We start from the raw sequence: 20022 nt of genomic DNA, 5'->3' as shown, positions 1-20022 counted from the left end.
CAGCCCTGGATTTCTGACGTGGCGTACGATCGCAGGCGGAGGCAAAGGCGGAAATTTCCGTGCCGCATGTCACAATCCTTGGCTCCTTTCGTCCTTGTCGGCGAAAGGAGATTTTCATGCGATCCCTGCTTCTTGCCCTTGCCGCCCTTCAGCTTTTCAATGGCGCCCTCATGCTGGCGGCGCCCCAATTCTGGTATGGCACTGTACCCGGTGTGACCGAGACCGGCCCGTTCAACGCCCATTTCGTCCGAGACATCGGCCTCGGCTTCCTGAGCGCGGGCTGTGCGCTCGGTCTGGCCGGCTGGCACAGCGCCATCGCCCGGCCTTTGGTGGCGGTGGCCAGCATCTTCCTGCTCGGCCATGCGCTGCCGCATCTCGCGGAAATGGTCCTGCACGGCTCCGATCCCGGCCATGCCGCGCGGGACATCGCCCTGATCGTGGTGCCGGCGCTGCTGCCGTTTGCCGTCTTCATGCGGAGGACCTCCCATGCTTAGGAAATGCCTGAAGAATGCCGTGCGTCGGTTCGGCGCCCGTTATGACTACGATGTCGGCTATATGGAGAACCTCGCCGACCTCAGCCCAGGCGGCTTCCTCAAGCTCGGCATGCTTGTTCCTTTCACCCAGGAGCGCTTTGGCCTGTCGGCGGCGCCCTATTATGCGGCGAAGTTCATTGCAGCCCGAACATCCGGATGCGGCTCCTGCGCGATGCTGGTGGTCCGCATCGCGCAGGAGGCGGGCGTCAGCACCGCGCAACTGGCCTCCATCGCCCGGCCGGGTCTTGCCGATGCCGACATGCGGCTCGCCGCCGACTATGCGAACGCCGTGCTCGCCGACTCGTTGGAGCTTGCGGGACTGATTGAGGCAGTCCGCAGCCGCTTCGGAGAAAGAGGCCTCTGGGGCCTTGCCTCCGCCGTGACGGCTGGCCAATTCTATCCCACACTGAAGCGCGGTATCGGCGCGGCGCTGAGCTGTGAAATCATGCCCGCGGAATTCCGGGAGGCGGCATAGTGCAGGGCGGTAGAAACGATGGACCGATGCCCGATGCGCTGCGCCGTCGGCTGGTGCGGCTCGCCTACCGCTATCTCGGCGCGGTCACCGATGCCGAGGATGTCGTGCAGGAGGCCGCGATCAAGCTCATCGCCAGCGAGGTGGTGCGGGATCGTGAGGCGTGGCTGGCACGGGTCGTCACCAATGCCTCGCTCGATCGGCTCAGGCAGATCAAGGCGCGGCGCGAGACCTATATCGGCCCATGGCTGCCCGAGCCCGTGATCGAGACGGATGAAAATCCGAGCGACCGCGAGCTCGACATCTCCTTCGCGGTGATGCGCACGCTCGAGGCGCTTTCGCCGCTCGAACGCGCCGCCTTCTTCCTGCACGACCTGTTCGGCATGGACTTCGACACGGTCGGCGAGACGCTCGGTCGGTCACCCGCCGTCGTCCGCAAGCTGGCCTCGCGGGCACGGCAGGCCGTGAAGGACGGGCGATCGCGCTTTGCGGCGAGCGAGGCGGATGTCGAGCGGCTGCTGACGGCGATCGGCACGGCGGTGAAAACGAACACAGTCGAGGGGCTGGCGGCGATGCTGGCCGAGGATATCGAGCTGATCTCCGATGGCGGTGGCAAGGTGATCGCGGCGCTCCGTGTCCTCCGCGGCCCGGCCGAGGTCGTAGATTTCCTCATGCATATCGCCCGCAAGCCGTCCAATGGCGGATGGCGTTTCGACCGGACGCAGGTGAATGGCGGAGCAGGCGTGCTGATCAGTTCCGAAACCGGCCTCGACACGGTGATGATGCTCGATCTCGATGCCGACGGGCGGATTGCCACGGTTTATCTCGTGCGCAATCCCGACAAGCTCGCGCATGTGACCTGAAGGGCGAGGAGCGCCCGTCGATGGCAATGTCATCGACATCATGCATGCGCTCCACAAGAGCCTGGCTGCCAGCGAGAAAGGCAAGCTCGCATCTGAAATCTTCACTGAAGACACCTATGTTCGGACTCTCCGCATGTGATGGACACCGATGAATCGAAAGCGCCAATCCGTCATCCCCCTTTACGATGAGCCCCGCGAGACGCTGCAGTCGCGTCCGGTTTGCAAACGCGACGCGACCCAGAGCAGCCGAGCCTGCCGTTCGATCCGATGCCTGAATGCGTCGAGCCCTGTCTCGCCCTGCTCCGGCCGACGCCGCCGGAAGGGCCGGACTGGCTCTACGAACTCAAATGGGACGGGCTATCGCCTGGCGATCTATATTGAGCCGAAGGGCGTGCGGATTGTCACGCGCGGCGGCCACGACTGGACGCATCGTTTTCCCAGGATTGCAGAGGCCGCCGGCAAGCTCGGCATCGGGACCGCTATCCTCGATGGCGAAGCCGTCGTCCTCAACAAGGAGGGCCACGGCGATATCGAGCCCAATGGAGCTTGTACGAGATCGAGTACACATTGACCTTGCCCGTCTCTAAACTCGCCACGTCACGAGATACGAATCGAAGGCCCGCAAAGTCTATAACGGTCTCACCTTATCTTCTCACCAGTAGCCTTGTCGAAAAGGTGCGCCTGGTTCGGGTCGATGACGATTGGCAGTTTGTCGCCCGGCTTGAAGATGTCACGTCCGCGATATGAGACGGAAATGCTATCGCTGTCGAACTCTGCAAGGATCAGGGTTTCGGCGCCCATGGGCTCAACCACGGTAATCGTCGGACTAAGCGTGGGTTCCCGGCCGTTTCGGGCAATCTCGACATGTTCTGGCCTGATACCATAAACCGCCTCGCGACCCATTTTTGCGGCAAGTCCATGCGGCATGGGCATCGTGAACCCGCCCTTGGAGCGGAAGGTCGAGCCCGCTTCCAGTATCCCTTCAATGAAGTTCATGGAGGGGCTGCCGATGAACCCCGCGACGAAAAGATTGGCCGGGTTGTCATAAAGTTCAAGCGGTGTGCCGGCTTGTTCGATATTTCCACCATTCATCACCACGATACGATCGGCCATGGTCATCGCCTCGACCTGATCGTGGGTGACATAAATACTCGTGGTCTTCAACCGCTGATGCAGCGCCTTGATTTCGGCGCGCATTTGTACGCGCAGCTTGGCGTCGAGGTTCGAAAGGGGTTCGTCGAACAAAAACACCTTCGGATCGCGCACGATGGCGCGGCCCATGGCGACCCGCTGACGTTGACCGCCAGATAGCTCCTTGGGGTAGCGGTCGAGCAACTGGCCAAGATCGAGCATGCTGGCAGCCGTCTTGATCCGGGCATCGGCCTGCGCCTTCGGCGCCTTGGCAAGCCGGAGCGAAAAGCCCATGTTCTCCGACACCGTCATATGCGGGTAGAGTGCATAAGTCTGGAAGACCATTGCGATATCGCGATCCTTCGGCGAAACTCCGATCACGCTTCTGCCACCGATGCGGATATCGCCACCAGTCGCCTGCTCCAGGCCGGCCAGCATACGCAGCAGCGTCGATTTTCCGCATCCCGATGGGCCGACGAGAATGACGAACTCACCGTCGGCCACGTCGAGCGAGATACCTTTGAGCACTTCATGTGCGCCAAAAGCCTTGCGTGTCCTGTCGAAACTCACCGTCGCCATGTCTTTCCTCCTAATTTCCACTTACAGGACCGATCTGATCCGCGTCACATGACGAAGACGGCCTTTTCGGTCTTGCGCTCGTCAAAAAGCCGGAACGCGGTTTCCGCCTCGTCGAGCGAGAACGTATGGGTCGCGAGTCTCTCGAGATCGATCTTGCCGGTCTCTACGATGCGCAGAATGTCCTCATATTCCGCAACACCGAAATACCAGGAGCCCATGAGGGTGACCTGCTTGCGGATCAACTGGTCGCTCGGCTTGATCGTCGTCTCGCGGCTCTCACCGACGAAGGCCACTTTGGCGAAAGGTGCCGCGACATCGAGCGCCATGTTCTGAGCGGCGCTGTTGCCGGAGCAATCGAGTCCTGCCGAGATGCCCTTGCCGCCCGAGAAGTCCATGATTTCTTCGCATGCAGTGGCTGATGTCGGATCAATTGCGAGATCGGCGCCGAGGCCGAGCGCAAATTCGCGACGCTCGGCAATCGGATCAAGCGCGATGACCTTTCCACCTAGCGCCTTGGCGGCGAGCACGCCGGCCGACCCCATTGGCCCGAGCCCCCATATGCCGACGGTGCTCAGACCGTTGATGCCGAGCTTGCGAGCGGCGCTGCACAGCGTACCGAACGCATCGGTGGAAATCGCACCGGCGACATAGGACATGTCGTCGGGGAGTTTCAGCAGGTTGCGTTCGGGAACGGCGATATACTCGGCATTGCCGCCATCGGCGGTGAAGCCGAGGCAGGTCCATTCGCGGCAGAGGTGAAAGTGGCCTGCGCGGCAATAGGAGCAGACACCGCAACCGACCGCGAGATGGATCGCGACACGGTCATCCTTCTTGAACTGGCGGACCGCAGAGCCAACCTCGACGATGACGCCCGCCGGTTCGTGGCCGGTGATACAACGGCCTGCCGCGTCACCACCGACAACGGCATTGCCATAATAAAGGCTGAGATCGCTGCGGCAGATGCAGGACGCCTTGACCTGAACCAGCACTTCGTCCTGACGCGGTTTCGGCACTTCGACAGCGCGGATCTCCACTCGCTTGTTGCCGGGAAGAAAGACAGCTTTCATGGGATGACTCCGGATTTCGATGGTTATTTGACTGCCCCGGCCGTGAGGCCGCGCGTGAATGAGCGTTGCAGAACAAGGAACAGCACGACGATCGGCGCAAAGGCGATGATGCCGGCCGCAGCAATGCCGCCATAGTCGACACCGTAGCGTCCCTGAAGTGTGGCTGCGCCCACGGTCAGCGGCTTGAGCGTTTCGTCCTGGATGACAACGAGCGGCAGTAGATATTCCTGCCAGGAAAACAGGAAGGCGATCAGCGCCAGTGATAGGAGACCGGGTTTGACCACCGGGACGACGACCTTGATGAAGGTCTCGAAGAGCGTCGCGCCATCGATCGTCGCTGCCTCGAGCAATTCGTCCGGAACGTCCTCCATCACCGTGCGCATCATGAAGATGGAGAACGGCAGCAGGAGCGCGGCCTGAGGCAGGATGACGCCGATACGAGTATTGAGCAGGCCGAGCATCTGGAGGTCGCCATAGAGCGCGACGATCACCGATGGAGCCGGGACGACCAAACCCGCGAGGAACAGGGCAAAGACCGCTTCCTTGCCTTTGAACTTGAGCTTGGCAAAAGCAAAGCCAGCGAGCGGCGCCGTCAGCATGACCAGAGCGGTGGAGCCGACGCTGATCACCAGGCTGTTGACGACGAATTGCGAGAAGCCGCTCTCGAACCAGACGCGCTGGAAATTGGAGAAGTCAATCGGCCACGGCAGCGTGAGAGGGCCGGAGAAGAGGTCCGCCTCACTCCGCACCGATGCCAGGAGCACGAGATAGACCGGCATCAGGGCATAGAGCGCGAAGATCAGCAGGAAGACGTGTTGGAGAATGCGGGACGGGCGGGTCATGACTGCCTCAAAATCCGGTAGCTCAAGCCGCCGACCGTAAGCACGATGACGAGCAGCACGACCGAAAGGGCCGCGGCGTAGCCGAAGTCACCGACGAGGAAGAAGGTCTTGTAGATGTGCGTGGTCAGCACTTCAGTGTCGTAGCCCGGGCCGCCCTGGGTCGTGACCCAGACGAGGTCGAAGAAGCGCATGGCTTCGATCGCGGAGTAGAGACCGAGGAACAGCGTGGTGCTCTTCAGCAACGGTACAGTGACAAAGCGGAACCGCTGGCCCCAGCTTGCGCCATCAAGCGACGCGGCCTCGTAGAGCGAGGGATCGATCGACTGGATCGCCGAAAGATAGATCAGGACGCAAAAACCGTAGAAGGTCCATGCGCCTGCGACGTTGAGCGAGATCAGTGCCGTACCGGATTCGGCAAGCCAGGCACCACCCCATGAGCCGAGCCCGACGAGGTCGAGCACGTAATTCAGCAATCCGAAGATGGGATTGTAGATCCAACCCCAGATGATACCTGCAACGACCAGCGGAATGGTGCGCGGCAGGAAATATATGGCGCTCATGACCTTCACGACCCGTGGAGAGCGCTCGGCCAGGATCGACGCCAGGATGAGTCCGATCAACAGCGGAAAGCAGAGCGTGAGTATCGCCCAGATCGCATTGTGGCCCAAGGCCGTCCAAAAGACGCCGTCGGTGCCCAGACGGGCGTAATTGGCAAGGCCGCTGAAAGCCTTGATCGACCCGTTGTCCCACGAAAAAAGGCTATAGGCGGCGACCTGCAGGATCGGTACCGCGACGAAGGCGGCATAGAGCAGCAATGCAGGCAGCACGAACATCCAGGCTTGGCGGCTCGTATACATGATCTTGTCCAGAGCTTGGGGATGGCGGCCCGAGCCGCCATCCGGGTTGATCCCGGGGCTTGGTCAGGGAACCCAGCGTTCGCCATTGTCGATGGCCGCCTGCCAGGAGGCCTGCATCGCCGCGAGAAACTCGTCCGGCGTCGCTTCCCCACCGATCAGCTTTTGGAGTTCGGGATAGAGCACCTGCGTCACGCTCTCCGGCACTGTCGTGTGCAAATCGTAGAAATTGGTGTCCGGTGTCTTCAAGCCTTCCGCATAGAAGTCCTTGACCACCGGCAGCGTGTTCCAGGCATTGAGTTCGTCGGGCGTCGTGCCGATCGGCACCAGATAGCCCTTCTCGACCCAGACCTTCCGATTTTCCTTGGAGGTCAGGCAATTAACATAGCTCGCCGCCGCGTCCTTGACGTTCTGTGCAGCACTTGCCGCAATCTGCCATTGCGAGCCTTCGCCCCACATCGTGCCGGCTGGCGCATCCTCGGAGATCGGAGGCAGCATGAACACGCCGAGATCGAACTTCGCCCCGCGCGCCATGTCCTGCAGCACCCAGGTGCCGGTGATCGTCATCGCGGCACGGCCGCCGAGGAAGAGCGCATTCGCCTCGTCATAGCCAATGCCGTTGAAGCCACGCGGGAAGTAGCCGTCATTGCCCCATTGCCGAAACGTCTCGGCTGCAAGCTTGAACTTCGGATTGGTCCAGGGCTCGTCGCCGAAGAACACCTTCTCTTCGCCGGCACGTCCTGCGGTGAGGCCCAATATCAGGCTCATCGTATTGGTGGCCGGCCAGCGGTCGCGGTTGCCGAAGGCAATCGGAATGCGGCCCGCTGCCTTGATTTTCTCGACCACGTCCTTGAATTCGGCATAGGTCTTCGGCACGTCGAGACCGAGTTCCTCGAACATCGCCTTGTTGTAGTAGACGCCCATCAGGTCCTGTTCCATCGGAACGGCGTAGAGCTTGCCCTGGTAGGAATTGCGGCCGCGATAGAAGGCGTCGACATTCTCCCAGCCGTACTTCTCGTAATAGTCGTCGAGCGGGGCGACCTTGCCGGTGCGGGCATACCCCGCCAACACCGATGCCGCCGGCCAAGTATAGCCGAGGTCCGGGGTCTTGTCGGCGGACACGGCCAGACGATAGCTTTCTCGAATGCCAATCGAGGGAACGACGGTGCGAAGGATTTTCACATCCTTGAGCGATGCTTCGCAGACCTTGATCAATTCATCCATAGCCGGTCCGGCCGCCGTGATACCGGCATTGGAGAACTGGTCCCACTGTACCACCACGTTTTCCTGCGCCATCGCGCCGGATGCCGTGGCGAGTATCAGCGCCGATGCGGTGGCCTTCGCAAGGTTGCGATAATTGAATTCCAGATTCATAGGGGGCTCCTCCTCCCGCTGCCAATCAACCCAGGGTTTTCTCTAGTGATTTGAGATAGTTCAAAGCGCTCCGCGCGACCCGGTCGGGGTCGAAATCACGGCCGCTGAAGCCGACTTCCATCGTGACGTAGCCGTTGAAGTCGATTTCCTTGAGGGCCTTCAGGACACCGAACCAATCGACTGTGCCCTCGCCTGGCGGCAGTCGATCCGTGTCGGCGAAATGCACATGATCGAGGTGATCGGCCATTTCTCGCACATAGTCCGAACTCACCTCGTTACGATAGAGCGCGTGGTAGGTGTCGAACATCACCTTCACCGAATCCGAGCCGGCCTGTTCACGTAGCAACAACGCCTGTCCTGGCGTATCGATAAGGTTAGAGTCGGCCGACGTCGGCTCAATGCTGATGCCAACGCCCTTTTCCCGCGCATGGGCTGCGATTTCCTTGAGCGCTGCCAGGCTCCAGTCCCAAGCCTGCTGGTAGCCGGTGCCGAAGGACCGCCATCCGGCGATATAGAGCACGCGATCGGCCCCGAGGTCATGGGCGAGATCCACGACTTCCTTGTAGTGCGCTATCGTCGCCCTGCGTTCCGCCTCGAGAAGCGAAGCCGGGTTGTTGCCGGGGCCACCGCCGGGTGCAGGCAGCAGGCTGACGGGCTTGAGGTTGAGATCGGCCATCAGGGACTTGAGATCGCGGCGATGGGCGGCGGAAAGATGCGCCGGCCACGCATGCGGCGCCGCGCAGCCGATCTCGATGCCGTCATAGCCGATATCGGCGATCCGGCGGATCGTCTCCTCGATGGAATAGGAGGGCACCCAGACGGGAAAGCTGGAATAGGCCCATGTGTTGAATGCGTATCTGAACGCCATCGAAATCGCTCCTCCCGGGCACAATTATCCAATGAGCCGGTGCCGCCCGGCTCCGGTCTCCCGCGCGACATCGCGCAATTGCTGTTCATGCTGTTAGTGGTGCTCCTGCGGCCGTGACCGTCAGGGGCTTGTCCTTCCCAGTTTCCGCAGCCTCCACTGCGGCCGCATCTCCGCGGCTCGAATGCGAAGAGGCTAAGATAGGATGCAGACTTGGACTAGCCGATATTTTATCCAAGATGGATAAAACCCGGCATCAAGGAGAACTGATGCAATGCTTTTAATAATGCCCCTGCTTGCGCATGACGGCGTCGGCGCGGTTCTGGGCATCGGTCAGCGCCTGCCCGACCCCCTTGCGACCGGCAAGGAGTTCATGGATTTCCTCACCGGCAATGGCGATGATCTCGGGGATGCCGACGATTGGCGGACGCGGCCACATGCCAAGATAACCGCGTGTGGCAAAATCATCGATTGCACCGATAAAGGGAGAAATCGAGCGGATCTCGGGATCGTTGCTGACGCTGATACGCGAACTCGCGAGACTTCCATTCATCAGATAGAGCTTCACTGCATTTGAGGACGTGAGTACGCGTAGCGCCTGCCAGACAGATGGAATGCGGGCCTGGGCGATATTCGCCGGAATGCAGAGCGCATAGCCTCCGACCGGCACGATTGGCCGGCCATGTGGCCCGACAGGATGCGGCAGATATCCCGTCTTGCGATAGGCAGGCGATTGCGGCACGGTCTCGTAGAGATGGGCCAGCAGCGAATGCGAATAAGCCATGGCCGCATTGCCGTTGGCATATATGCTGGTCCGCTCGAACCAAGTGATGTCGAGTATGTTCGGCGGCGAAAACGCGATCAGTTCGCGCATGTAATCGACGGTCTGCCTCGCCTCTTCCGAGAGGAAGGTTGGGCGGAGCGCAAGGCCATGTGCGCCTGCTACGTCGAAGCCATACCCGGCCCGTTCGAGATCGACGATAGGACGGCCGAAAGCGCCCATCATCATGATGAAACTGTGGCCCAATGCGGTACCACGCCCGCCGTTCCAGACGACGCCAAAAACGCCCTTCCCGGGTGCATGCAACTGTCGCGCCGCCTCGATGACATCCGCTGCGGTCCGGGGCGGAGCGATCCACTTCTCCTCAAGGAGATCCGTTCGATAGGCCAACACCTCGCCCGTCATCAGCATGGGTATGCCGAGCTGCCGGCCGCCATGACATGAACTCGCAAGCGCCTCGGGATAGATGTCCCCGACATCGACGGGCTTCTCTACCATCAACTCGTCAAGCGGCAACAGCCGGCCATGGTGCCCCATCTCGCCGAACCATGGCAGATCGCAGGCGATCAGGTCGTAGCGAGATTGCGACCGCTTCGAGTTCGCGACGATCTCATCATGCAGCGGATCGATCGGGCGAGCGCGCGCTTCGATGGGCACACCGAGGATCAGCTCGAACTGCCGCTTGAGCGCGCTCATGGCCATGAAGGTCGTATCCGCATGCACGAGGATGCGGAGCGCACGCCCGAGCGACAGCTTATCCGTGAGCACTGCCGGCGGCGGAATGATCCCAGGCGTGACCTCCGACGCAGGTCGCCGCCCGACCGCCCGGTCGCCATGCACCTCCGACGTGACATCGCGAAGCAGCTTCTCACCACGATGCGCGAAGGCGTGCCAGCGCGAAATCAAGTCGCCTGATGGATGAAGCGAGTAGGACAGGCCGGTCGAGGTTCGCGGCCGCGTGACGATCAGCTTGGCTTCCAGCATGGCGTCGATTGCTCGCATCGCCGTGCCGTAGGAGAGGCCGGAAGAAGCTGCGAGAGACGACTTCGTGACCAGCATCCCGGAAAAGTGGTTGCGGACGAGCTCTATGACGAGCCGCATATCCCGCTGCGCGATCTGGAACCCGAATATGCGTTCGCTTTCGTCATAGAGCGCCACGACGAAATCAAGAAATCGGTTGAGATCCTGCTTCTGCAGCGTTCCCCGAACATAACCGGGCTCGTTCTCATATGGCCCCTCGGGCGATTGAGCAGTTTGCCTGCTTGGTGTTTTCTCAGCCATGAAGGCATCCTAATGCCAAGCTGCATCGTGGGCGAGATGGTTTACATAGGGAGCCGGTCGAATGAAGACGACAGGATCGACCGCATCGACGCGAAAGGCGTATTTAGGCAACGGAGTTCGGAGTGTGTTGGTGCCATCTGGGTGCAAGCAGGCGATACAACTCTTCCCGCGTTTCCGAGCAGGCCGTGACGCCGCCGATGACGGTGGCAATCATCCGTCAATTCCTTTTCTGACTGAGCGCGACGGCGAGGATGATGATGCCGCCACGGGCGATCAGTTGCTGGCTGAATTCGAGGCCCATCAGGATGAGGCCGTTGTTGATGAGGCCAATCATCAATGCGCCGACGATTGTGCCGATGACGGTTCCTTTGCCGCCGAACAGGCTGGTACCGCCAAGCACCGCGGCGGCGATGACCGAGAGCTCGTCGCCCTCGCCGAGCTGGAAGCGGCCGGATTGCAGGCGCCCGGCATAAAGCATGCCGGCGAGTGCTGCTGCCGAGGACGAGATGACCAGCACCTTGAACTTAACGGCCTTGGTATCGATGCCGGAATAGCGCGCCGCCGTCTCGCCGCCGCCGGTCGCAAGCACCCGTCGGCCAAAGCCCGAACGACGCAAGACGATGTGTCCGATGCCGCCGAGCACCGCCATCCAGACGAGCAGCACCGGCACCGGTCCGAGATTGCCACCGCCGAAGAGCCAGGCATAGCCGGGCGACAGGATCGGCACGGCCGCGGTCGCCGATATCCACATGGCGACACCCTTGGCGATGCCCATCATGGCGAGCGTGGTGAGAAAGGACGGGATACCGATGCGGGTGGTGAGCCAGCCATTGAGCATGCCGACCGCAAGTCCCGTGGCGATGCCGGCACCGACGCCGACGAGCGGGCCGCCTGCGGCGATCGCCATAGCGACGGTGACGGTCGAAAGGCCTGCGACCGCGCCGACCGAAAGGTCGATTTCGCCGGCCGAGAGCACGAAGGTCATGGCAATCGCCATGACGGCGATCATCGCCGTCTGCCGCACGATGTTGAGCAGGTTGTTCGGGTTGAGGAACCCCTTGTCGGCCAGCGTCACCGCGAAGACGAGGAAAATGACGACGAAGCCGATATAGATGATGTTCTGGCGCCAGTTGGCGAAGAAGGCGTTAGCCATGGGAAACCTCCTGAACCGAAAGGGCCTTCTGGATTTCGATCTGCAGGCGCTGTTCGGCGGCCTGGAGACGGTGGGCAAGGTCGTCGTCGGGCACGGACGGATCCTCCAGCGCTTCGCGCGGCAGATCCTGGTGCACGCGCCCATCGGACATGACGAGAATGCGGTCGCAAGCGGTCAGCAATTCGGAAAGCTCCGACGAGATTATGACGATGCCCTTGCCAGCGGCGGCGAGTTCACGCACCAGGCGGATGATCTCGGATTTCGAACCGATATCGATACCCGCCGTCGGCTCGTCGAGGATGAGGATGTCCGGATCGGTGGCGAGCCACTTGCCGATGACCACCTTCTGCTGGTTGCCGCCCGAAAGCGTCGAGACGGCATGGTCGCGGCTCGCCGTCTTCACCCGCAGGCGCTCGATTTGCGCGTCGGTCAGGGCGTTTGCCGCCTTCGTGTCGACGAGACCGCCCTTGGACAGCCGGTCGATGACGGCGAGGATCATGTTGGAGGCCACCGAATGGGCGGGAATGATGCCCTGCGTTGCGCGTGCCTCAGGCACCAGCGCGACACCCGCGGCGATCGCATCGCCCGGCTTGCGGATCGTGACGGCGCGGCCCTTGATACGGATCTCGCCCTTGGCCGCCGGGTCGATGCCGGCGATCACCCGCGCCAGAGACGAGCGGCCCGAGCCGAGCAGGCCGGCAAGCCCCACCACTTCGCCGCGATGCAGCGTCAGGGAAATGTCTTCCGGCTTGTGAACGCCGCTGACACGATCGAGCTCCAGCAGCACCTCGCCCCTGGTGGAATGGCCGCGCTCGACATCGGAGAGCCCTTTCGAGCGCCTGCCGACGATGTGCTCGATCATCGTATCGATCGGTAGCTCGCCAAGAGGCGCGGTGATGACATGCCGGCCGTCGCGCAGGATCGTGGCGCGGTCGGCGATGCGGGCGATCTCGTCCATGCGGTGGCTGACATAGATGATCGCCACGCCCCTGGCCTTCAGCTTGCGCAGGAAGACGAAGAGCCGCTCGACATCGGAAACGGCGAGCGCCGTGGATGGCTCGTCCAGAACCAGAATCTTGGCGTCCTGCGAGATCGCCTTGGCGATTTCGGTGAGTTGCTTCTGGCCGGCCCCCAGATCCCCGACCACGGCTTTCGGATCGACGAAGACTTCGAGCAGCGCGAAAATGTCTGCCGCGCGCCGCTCGGCTTCCCGGTCGTCGATGAGCCCCATGCCGTCACGGCATTCCCGCGTCAGGAAGATGTTCTGGGCGACTGTCAAAGTCGGGACCAGGCTCATTTCCTGGTAGTTCATCGCGATGCCGGCGGCACGCGACGCCTCCGGTGTATGTGTCGTCAGGGGTACGCCGCCGACTTCGATTGCGCCCTGATCGGGGCGATGCACGCCGTTCAAGACCTTGAGGATCGTCGACTTGCCGGCGCCGTTGCCGCCGAGCAACGCATGAACCTCGCCGGGCAAGACCTCGAAGGAGACGTCGTCCAGCGCGCGCACCCCGCCGAAGGCCTTGCTTATGCCGGTCATGCGGACGGCAGCGGCGCTCGCAGTCATCCCACCTTCTCCCACTGTCCCGTCTCACCCGAGCGGATAAGGGCGTCGGCGACGAGTTCCGTCAACAGGCCATCCTCGAAGTTCGGGCTCGGCAGCCGGTTCTTCGCGATTGCCGAGAAGAAATCGTAGCATTCGACGATCTTGGTCTCCGAATAACCGATGCCGAGGCCGGGGATCGGCCAGAGGCCATTGCCATAGGGATGCGCCGGACCCGTATAGACGGTGCGGAAGCCGCGGGCATCGGCCGGGTCGTCGGCGAACATCACCTGCAGCTCGTCGCGGCGCTCGTAGTTGAAATGGATCGAGCCCTTGGTGCCGTGAACCTCCAGCGTGATGAAGTTGTTGCGGCCATAGGCGTTGCGGGTCGCTTCCAGGCTTCCGATCGCGCCGCCCTCGAATTTCAGCATGGAGACGACCTCGTCGTCGACATCCACCTCACCGCGTTCCGCATCCTTGGCTTTTTCCGCCGCGCCGAGCTTGTCGACGCCGCCCTGCTGGAGGGGGCGCGTCTTGTTGTAGGTGGTGGTGAGCGCGCTCACCTCGGCGATCGGTCCGACAAGATAGTGGGCGAGATCGACCACATGGGTGGCGATGTCGCCGACCGAGCCGGAGCCGGCGATCTTCTTCTGGAAGCGCCAGGAGAGCGGTGAATCCGGATCGGCCGACCAGTCCTGCAGATAGGTGCCGCGGAAATTCAGGATGCGGCCGATGCGGCCTTCCTCGATATATTTCCTGGCGAGTGCGACGGCCGGCGTGCGGCGATAATTAAAGGCAACCATGTGGATGACGCCGGCAGCCTCCACCGCGTCATGCATCGCCCTCGCCTCTTCGACCGTGCGGGCGAGCGGCTTCTCGCAGATGATATGCTTGCCGGCCTTCGCCGCCTCGATGGCGATTTCGGCATGCACATTGTTGGGCGTGCAGATGTCGACGACGTCGATATCCGGACGGTTGACGACAGCGCGCCAGTCCGAGGATGCCTCTTCGAAACCATAGCGGCGGCGTGCTTCCTCCGCCATGCCGTCCGTCACGTCGACGACGACCTTGCGATGGGGAATGGCCGGCGCGGGCCAGAAGAACATCGGCATGGAGGCATAGGCCATGGCATGCGCCTTGCCCATGAAGCCGCCGCCGATCATGGCGACGTTCATCACTTTGGTCATCGGGTTTCTCCTGAATGATAGCGGCTAAGGCAAGCCGCGTTCCATCTGCCGGCCTGGGCCGGCTCACTCCATGCGGCACGGAGCATGATCATGCCCCGTGCCTGCCATCATCACTGGCCGAGGCTCGTCTTGATGTTGTCGGTCGCTTCACTGGAATAGACCGCTTTCCAGCCGTCGAGCAAAGTCTCCCGCGTCACCGGGAGAGCGGGAAGTGCGACGAAATCGGGGGCTTCCTTGCCGAGCAGCGCATAGCCGGCGAGCTTGGCCTCGACCACGCCGGCATCATAGGGCCGCTGCGCACCGAGCCCCTTGACGAAACCACCCTGGGCCATCGAGATCGCCACGTTCTCGCCGAGGTCGATGGTGGTGATGACGAGGTCGTCGCGACCGGCGACACGCGCGGCCGAGATCACACCTTCTGCCGGCACGTCCCAGACGGCCCAGATGCCCTTGATGTTTGGGTTGGACGTGAGGATCGCAGACGCCGCCTTATCGGCGTCGCCTGAGAAATCCGGCCCACCGATGCCCTGCTCGGCCACGATCTTGATGTTGGGGTAATCGGCGGCGATCGTTGCCTTGAAGGCTTCGTAACGCTGCTTGGTGACGAAGAAGTCGGCAGCGTGGAACACCAGGCCGATATCGCCCTCGCCGTTCAGCGCCTTCGCCATTAGATGAGCCGAGGCGACGCCATTGCCGTAATTGTCCGCCGAGACGACCGACACGTAGTCCTTCCCGGCCACAAAGCCGGTCGGCACGTTGTCCATGAAGACGAGCTTGGTGCCGGCCTCCGCCGCCGCCTTGTAGGCTGCGGCCGTCGCCGTCGGATCGGTCGGGATCGAGACGATGACGCTCGGCTTCTGCGCCATGATCGTCTCGATATCGGCGACCTGCTTTTCCGGCTTGAAGCCCGCATCGGTCACTGCAAGAACCTTGATGCCCATCGCGGCGAACTGGGTTTGCAGGCCGTTGACCTGGGCGCGCGACCAGTCATTGCCGCCATAATGCATGACGATCGCCGCCGTCGCGTTCATGCCCTTGATCTTGGCGAGTTCCTCGTCGTTCAGCATAACATCGGACGCCGGCGACGGATCTTCGCCGGAAGGCCCCTTGGAGAGGACCGTCTTCTGGAGCTCCGCCAGCGCGGTGTCCGGATCGGCCGAAGCCGGTGCAGAATAGGTAAGAGCAAGCGCCAGCGCGGCGGCCGTACCCAACAGGAATCGTCTCGTCATCATCACTTTCTCCTCCCGAAAGTGGGGCTCCCGCCCCGGTCGCGGCCGTCAGGCCGATTTAAGATAGGCCATGCTCGCTTTCGCTCCCTCAAGCGGATCAGGCCAGGAATCGAGTTCGGTACAAACCCAGCCGGCAAAGCCGGCCTCCCGAAGGACTGCGATGATCCCGTCCGTCGGGACGTCGCCACGGTCGATGGGCGTGAAGGTGAAGGGCTCCTTCTGGAAACCCTTGAGATGGACATAGGAGATGCGCGCCGCATGCTCGCGAATGAGGGCGGTCGGATCACCGCCAGCGGCCGCGAGATGGGCCGTGTCCGGGCAGAAATGGATGCCGGTTAGCCCGAAGATCTTGCGCACGTCTGCCGGCCCCTCGACGATTGTCGAAAGATGGGGGTGATAATGGGCGGTGAGGCCGCGCGCCTCGGCGATCTCCTTCACCCGGTCGAGCGCGGCCGCGAGCTTGTGATAGTCCGCCTCGCGGATGCCGTCGAAGCGCTTGGCGCCGCCGCCGACAACGAGATGGGGTGCACCGAGTTCGGCGGCGCGATCCGCCGCGCGCACCACGCGGGCCAGTTCCTCCGGCAGGATATCGTCGAAGATGAAATTGCCGCCGGCATAGGTCGCCACCAGCGCGAGCCCATTATCGGCGAGCAGGGAGCGCATGTCGTCAGTGCTGAAATCGAGAAGGTTGCCGTCGAAGAGCTCGACGCCTTCGTAGCCTGCCGCGGCAATGTCGGCGAAGGCACGGCGCATGTCACCGAAGGTGCGGTAAGCGAGATTGGTGATCGAGGTTACGCCGACTGCATCCCCGCCGAGATTGCCCCAGCAGTTCGCATGATAGGCGAGCTTGAAGTTCGACATCGGCGCCTCCTCCCAGTGACCGTCGTGACTTGCAGACCGTCTTACGGCGCGAAAAACCTGATGTCAATTATTTATGCGCATATCTTCTAGCTCTTTTGCAGATTTAATGCAAAAGACCGATGTTGCCAGTCGAAACAAGCGGCATTATCAAGGGAAAGAAGGCGAAGCCGCCAGAAAGGAAAACCCATGCCGACGACGGCGACCGCGCAAACTGATGGATATCCCCGCCGCAAAGGCCGTCCGCGCGTCTCCGAAACCGCTGCCCCCAGCCTCGTCGACATCCTCAACCTCGTTCGCACCGAACAGGCCACCACCCGCCAGGAAATCGAACGCCACAGCGAGCTTGGGCGCGCCGTCGTCGCGGATCGGCTCGGAACGCTCGGCGAACTGGGCCTCATCGATGAAAGCGAGCTCGGCACCCCCACCGGCGGCCGCGCGCCGCGCCTCGTGCGGTTTGCGGCAGATCGCGGCCGCATTCTCGTTGCGACGCTCGACCAGACCGCCATCGGCGTCGGCGTCGCCGATCTCGCCGGATCCCTGCTCATGGAGCATCATGAGGCAGCCGAGCTGGCCCAGCCGGTTTCCGCCCTGGCAGAGCGACTGATCACGCTTTTCCGCTGGATTCTCGAGCGGCAGGCGGATCCGCAGCTCTATGGCATTTCCATTTCCGTACCCGGTGCGGTGCCGGATGGCGGTGAAGCGCTTTTCCAGCGCAGCACGCCCGGGGTCCTGCCCGGCTGGGAGAGCTTCCCGCTGGTCGAGACGCTCATCGCGGCCTTCGACGCTCCGGTTTGGTTGCGCTCCAGTGTCGAGACGATGACGATGGGCGAACTCCATGCCGGCGCTGGCGGCGGCCGCAACACCATGCTGTTCGTCAAGGTCGGCAAACGCATCGGCGCCGGTCTTGCAAACGACGGCGCGCTGTTTCGCGGCGCGCAGGGCGCCGTTGGCCTTATCGGTTCCGTTCCGGTGACGGTGGGCGACAGGACCGGCACGCTGGAAGCCATGGCCGGTTCCGACCACATCGCCCAGGACGGCAAGGTGGCGGCCGAGCATGGCGCGAGCCCTATCCTTGCCGAGCATATGCGGCGCGGTAGCGAGATCACGGCCCTCGAAGTCGCGCAGGCTGCACAAATGGGCGACGCCGCGGCGATCGATATTCTCGCGCAGAGCGGCCGGCTGATCGGTCAGGTGGTCGCGACGCTGGCCAACATGCTGAACCCGGCACTCATCGTGCTATCGGGTTCGATCGCCCAGACGAACGACATCCTTCTTGCCGCCGCGCGCGAGGCGATCTACGGCGCCTGCCATCCGCTGGTGAGCCGGGACCTGCAAATCATCCGCTCGCAGATGGGCAGTTCGTCAGGGCTTGTCGGGGCCGCGATCGTCGCGACGGAAGGCCTGTTCGCCCCTGCCATGCTGAGGGACTGGATCATGGCCGGCCGGCCCCAGGCGCATCCGCTCTTCCAGCAGGTGAAGGACGAGATTGCCCGGAGGAAGACCATGGAGGGAAACAGCCTGCGGCCGCCGGATGTTTGAGGAGGAAGCAATGGCGATTACTGGTCTCGGCCCTCACGGCGAGCGGGCATCGGCGCCCGAGCGGGTGCTGCTGCTGCCGGAAGACATGGCGCGCGCACGGGCAAGCGGCTTCCGTGTCGCGATCGTGCTCCACACGCTTGCCAGCGACTGGGCCAAACAACAGCTCTCCGGCATTGTCGGCATGCTCGGCAATTGCGGGGTCGCGGTCATCGATGTGGTCGATTGCGCCTTCACGCCGGAGGTGCAGATCGAGGCGCTGGAGCGGCTGATCGGCGAGGCACCGAACGCCATCATCTCGCTGCCCGTTGCGAATTCCAAAGTGGCAGCGGCGCATGCGCGCGTCGCGGCGGCCGGCATAAAGCTCGTCCTGCTCGACAACGTGCCGACCGGCCTTCTTCCGGGCAAGGATTATATCTCGCTCGTCTCGGCGGACAATTTCGGGCTCGGCAAGATTGCGGCGGAAGGATTGTCGCCTCATCTGCCTGATGGTGCGGAGGTTGGCGTACTTGGTTATGACGCCGACTTCTTTGCAACGAACGAGCGCGAAATCGCCTTCGTCAAGTGGATGCAGATCAACCGTCCGGATGTGACGCTGCGTATGCGGCGGTTCCCTGCCCTTTCAGAAGTCGCCAAGACCACGCGAAACCTTGCCGAAGCCCATCCCGGACTTGCCGGCCTCTTCGTCGTCTGGGACACGCCGGCAATGACCGCTGCCCAGGTTCTCGAAACGATGGGCCGCAGGATTTCGATGGCGACGGTGGACCTTGGCCAGGAGGCTGCAATCGGACTCGCCGCCAGTGAACCGCTCGTTGCCATCGCCGCCCAGCAACCCTTCCGCCAGGGCGAGACCGCCGCTTCCATAGTCGTGACCGCTCTCCTCGGCCGGCTAGCCCCCGCCTGGGTCGCGCTGCCCGGCCTTGCCGTCACGGCGCGCAATGTCGTGGAATGTTTCCAGACCGTCTGGCGCATGCCGGCGCCGCGCGAAGTGCTGCGCAAGCTCAGCCTCGTCGGCCCGGAAAAATAGCCCCGCTCTTGAAAGGATTCGAACGATCGGCGCGATCTTGAACTAAGTTTGGGGCCATACCACATCCAGCCCTGCCCTCCGAAATAACACGGCCTGCGCCAGCATCACGAAATGCGCGTTGGGCGCCGCGAGCATGATGATCTGGATGATTTCGAGCGGGGTGATGCCGCCCGAAAGCAGTTGTTGCGGCGCATCATCATCAGCAGGAGCGCGAACCAAGGCATAGAGCCGGCGACAGTAGCAAGAAAGATGCCGAGGCAGGTCATGGCGAAGATGTCGAGTGCCGCTCGGCAAGGAACAGGACCAGCGAGCCGTTGACGACACGGCGAGCACGCCTCCCACGACGAAGACCAGGCTGAAGGCGGACGCCGCCAACAAGATAAGGCCCATCGACCAGACCTTGCTCACCATGATCTCGAAGGCGGTTACCGGCATCACCAGCAGGTGCTCGATGGTGCCGTGCTCGCGCTCGCGGATGAGCGCCGCGCCGGTGAGGACGATCGACAGCATGGTGATCGAGGTGATGACGTTGCTTATCGCGCCGAACCATCCCTTGTCGAGCTCCGGGTTGAAGCGGGCGCGCAGGTTGAGGGAGACTGGCAGAGCGGTTTACGAGCGGTGGCCGGCAGGGAACTCGCCGACCTCAACCGATACGATCGACTGAACATAGCCGCTGCCGGTGAAGGCCTGCGACATGCGCGCGGGTAGACGCCGTGCCGATGCGCGGACCGCGCCATGTCGCCGCCGAGAACCTCGATGCGGCCCTCATGGCAACTGTGTTCAAGCGAAGTTGGTTTTGTCGCGCTGCATTGCATTGAGGATCGTGATGAGCTTTCTTGCGACG

At 62.6% G+C, this 20022-nt stretch carries 17 protein-coding genes and 2 pseudogenes; 6 read left to right on the top strand and 13 right to left on the bottom strand.

Features of this window, described 5'->3' with window-relative positions; all coding sequences use genetic code 11:
- Nucleotides 1-116: 116 nt before the first annotated feature.
- The 4 genes and pseudogenes from MUU56_RS22130 to MUU56_RS22115 form a co-directional block, all read left to right on the top strand.
- Nucleotides 117-494 (top strand): hypothetical protein, encoded by a 378-nt coding sequence (locus MUU56_RS22130; protein ID WP_244769440.1) that lies wholly within the window; start codon nucleotides 117-119, stop codon nucleotides 492-494.
- A gap of 19 nt (nucleotides 495-513) precedes the next feature.
- On the top strand, nucleotides 514-1008 hold the full coding sequence (locus MUU56_RS22125; protein ID WP_244769439.1) for a carboxymuconolactone decarboxylase family protein: 495 nt from the start codon (nucleotides 514-516) through the stop codon (nucleotides 1006-1008).
- Between the two features lie 26 nt (nucleotides 1009-1034).
- On the top strand, nucleotides 1035-1868 hold the full coding sequence (gene sigJ / locus MUU56_RS22120; RefSeq protein ID WP_244769438.1) for an RNA polymerase sigma factor SigJ: 834 nt from the start codon (nucleotides 1035-1037) through the stop codon (nucleotides 1866-1868).
- Nucleotides 1869-2016: 148 nt separating this feature from the next.
- A pseudogene (locus tag MUU56_RS22115) lies at nucleotides 2017-2427 on the top strand (ATP-dependent DNA ligase); the annotation flags it as partial.
- Between the two features lie 80 nt (nucleotides 2428-2507).
- On the opposite strand, the gene MUU56_RS22110 reads toward MUU56_RS22115, so the two are convergent.
- The 12 genes from MUU56_RS22110 to MUU56_RS22055 form a co-directional block, all read right to left on the bottom strand.
- The gene (locus MUU56_RS22110) at nucleotides 2508-3578 is read right to left on the bottom strand and encodes an ABC transporter ATP-binding protein (RefSeq protein ID WP_244769437.1); all 1071 of its coding nucleotides are present in this window, start codon (nucleotides 3576-3578) and stop codon (nucleotides 2508-2510) included.
- A 44-nt stretch (nucleotides 3579-3622) separates the two neighbouring features.
- Complete coding sequence (locus tag MUU56_RS22105; RefSeq protein WP_244769436.1) at nucleotides 3623-4645, bottom strand: alcohol dehydrogenase catalytic domain-containing protein; 1023 nt, start codon at nucleotides 4643-4645, stop codon at nucleotides 3623-3625.
- A gap of 23 nt (nucleotides 4646-4668) precedes the next feature.
- Complete coding sequence (locus MUU56_RS22100) at nucleotides 4669-5487, bottom strand: carbohydrate ABC transporter permease (RefSeq protein ID WP_244769435.1); 819 nt, start codon at nucleotides 5485-5487, stop codon at nucleotides 4669-4671.
- Nucleotides 5484-6344, bottom strand: coding sequence for a carbohydrate ABC transporter permease (locus MUU56_RS22095; protein ID WP_244769434.1), 861 nt, complete (start codon nucleotides 6342-6344; stop codon nucleotides 5484-5486). Before MUU56_RS22095 ends, MUU56_RS22100 begins: the two co-directional genes overlap by 4 nt.
- A gap of 63 nt (nucleotides 6345-6407) precedes the next feature.
- Complete coding sequence (locus MUU56_RS22090) at nucleotides 6408-7715, bottom strand: ABC transporter substrate-binding protein (protein ID WP_244769433.1); 1308 nt, start codon at nucleotides 7713-7715, stop codon at nucleotides 6408-6410.
- Nucleotides 7716-7740: 25 nt separating this feature from the next.
- Nucleotides 7741-8583: a sugar phosphate isomerase/epimerase family protein gene (locus MUU56_RS22085; protein ID WP_244769432.1), complete on the bottom strand. Its 843-nt coding sequence runs from the start codon at nucleotides 8581-8583 to the stop codon at nucleotides 7741-7743.
- Between the two features lie 277 nt (nucleotides 8584-8860).
- Complete coding sequence (locus tag MUU56_RS22080) at nucleotides 8861-10642, bottom strand: extracellular solute-binding protein (RefSeq protein ID WP_244769431.1); 1782 nt, start codon at nucleotides 10640-10642, stop codon at nucleotides 8861-8863.
- Nucleotides 10643-10859: 217 nt separating this feature from the next.
- The gene (locus MUU56_RS22075) at nucleotides 10860-11795 is read right to left on the bottom strand and encodes an ABC transporter permease (protein ID WP_244769430.1); all 936 of its coding nucleotides are present in this window, start codon (nucleotides 11793-11795) and stop codon (nucleotides 10860-10862) included.
- A complete protein-coding gene (locus MUU56_RS22070) occupies nucleotides 11788-13362 on the bottom strand; it encodes a sugar ABC transporter ATP-binding protein (protein ID WP_244769429.1) in 1575 nt (524 codons plus the stop codon). The genes MUU56_RS22075 and MUU56_RS22070 overlap by 8 nt, the downstream gene beginning before the upstream one ends.
- A complete protein-coding gene (locus MUU56_RS22065) occupies nucleotides 13359-14525 on the bottom strand; it encodes a levoglucosan dehydrogenase (RefSeq protein WP_244769428.1) in 1167 nt (388 codons plus the stop codon). Before MUU56_RS22065 ends, MUU56_RS22070 begins: the two co-directional genes overlap by 4 nt.
- 110 nt (nucleotides 14526-14635) lie before the next feature.
- Nucleotides 14636-15754 carry a substrate-binding domain-containing protein gene (locus tag MUU56_RS22060; RefSeq protein ID WP_398431541.1) on the bottom strand — a complete coding sequence of 373 codons (1119 nt, stop codon included), beginning with the start codon at nucleotides 15752-15754 and terminating at the stop codon, nucleotides 14636-14638.
- Nucleotides 15755-15802: 48 nt separating this feature from the next.
- Nucleotides 15803-16615 (bottom strand): sugar phosphate isomerase/epimerase family protein, encoded by an 813-nt coding sequence (locus MUU56_RS22055; protein WP_244769426.1) that lies wholly within the window; start codon nucleotides 16613-16615, stop codon nucleotides 15803-15805.
- 186 nt (nucleotides 16616-16801) lie between these two features.
- Between MUU56_RS22055 and MUU56_RS22050 the strand changes: the two genes are divergently transcribed.
- Together MUU56_RS22050 and MUU56_RS22045 are read left to right on the top strand one after the other, a co-directional pair.
- The gene (locus MUU56_RS22050) at nucleotides 16802-18154 is read left to right on the top strand and encodes an ROK family protein (RefSeq protein WP_244769425.1); all 1353 of its coding nucleotides are present in this window, start codon (nucleotides 16802-16804) and stop codon (nucleotides 18152-18154) included.
- A gap of 10 nt (nucleotides 18155-18164) precedes the next feature.
- A complete protein-coding gene (locus MUU56_RS22045; RefSeq protein ID WP_244769424.1) occupies nucleotides 18165-19178 on the top strand; it encodes a substrate-binding domain-containing protein in 1014 nt (337 codons plus the stop codon).
- 48 nt (nucleotides 19179-19226) lie between these two features.
- On the opposite strand, the pseudogene MUU56_RS22040 reads toward MUU56_RS22045, so the two are convergent.
- A pseudogene (locus MUU56_RS22040) lies at nucleotides 19227-19877 on the bottom strand (ABC transporter permease); the annotation flags it as partial.
- Nucleotides 19878-20022 lie beyond the last annotated feature (145 nt).

The sequence above is a fragment of the Shinella yambaruensis genome (genome assembly GCF_022899355.1).
Lineage (GTDB): Bacteria > Pseudomonadota > Alphaproteobacteria > Rhizobiales > Rhizobiaceae > Shinella > Shinella yambaruensis.
Note: the sequence above shows the minus strand (reverse complement) of the source record. Positions and strands in the feature narration are given on the sequence as shown.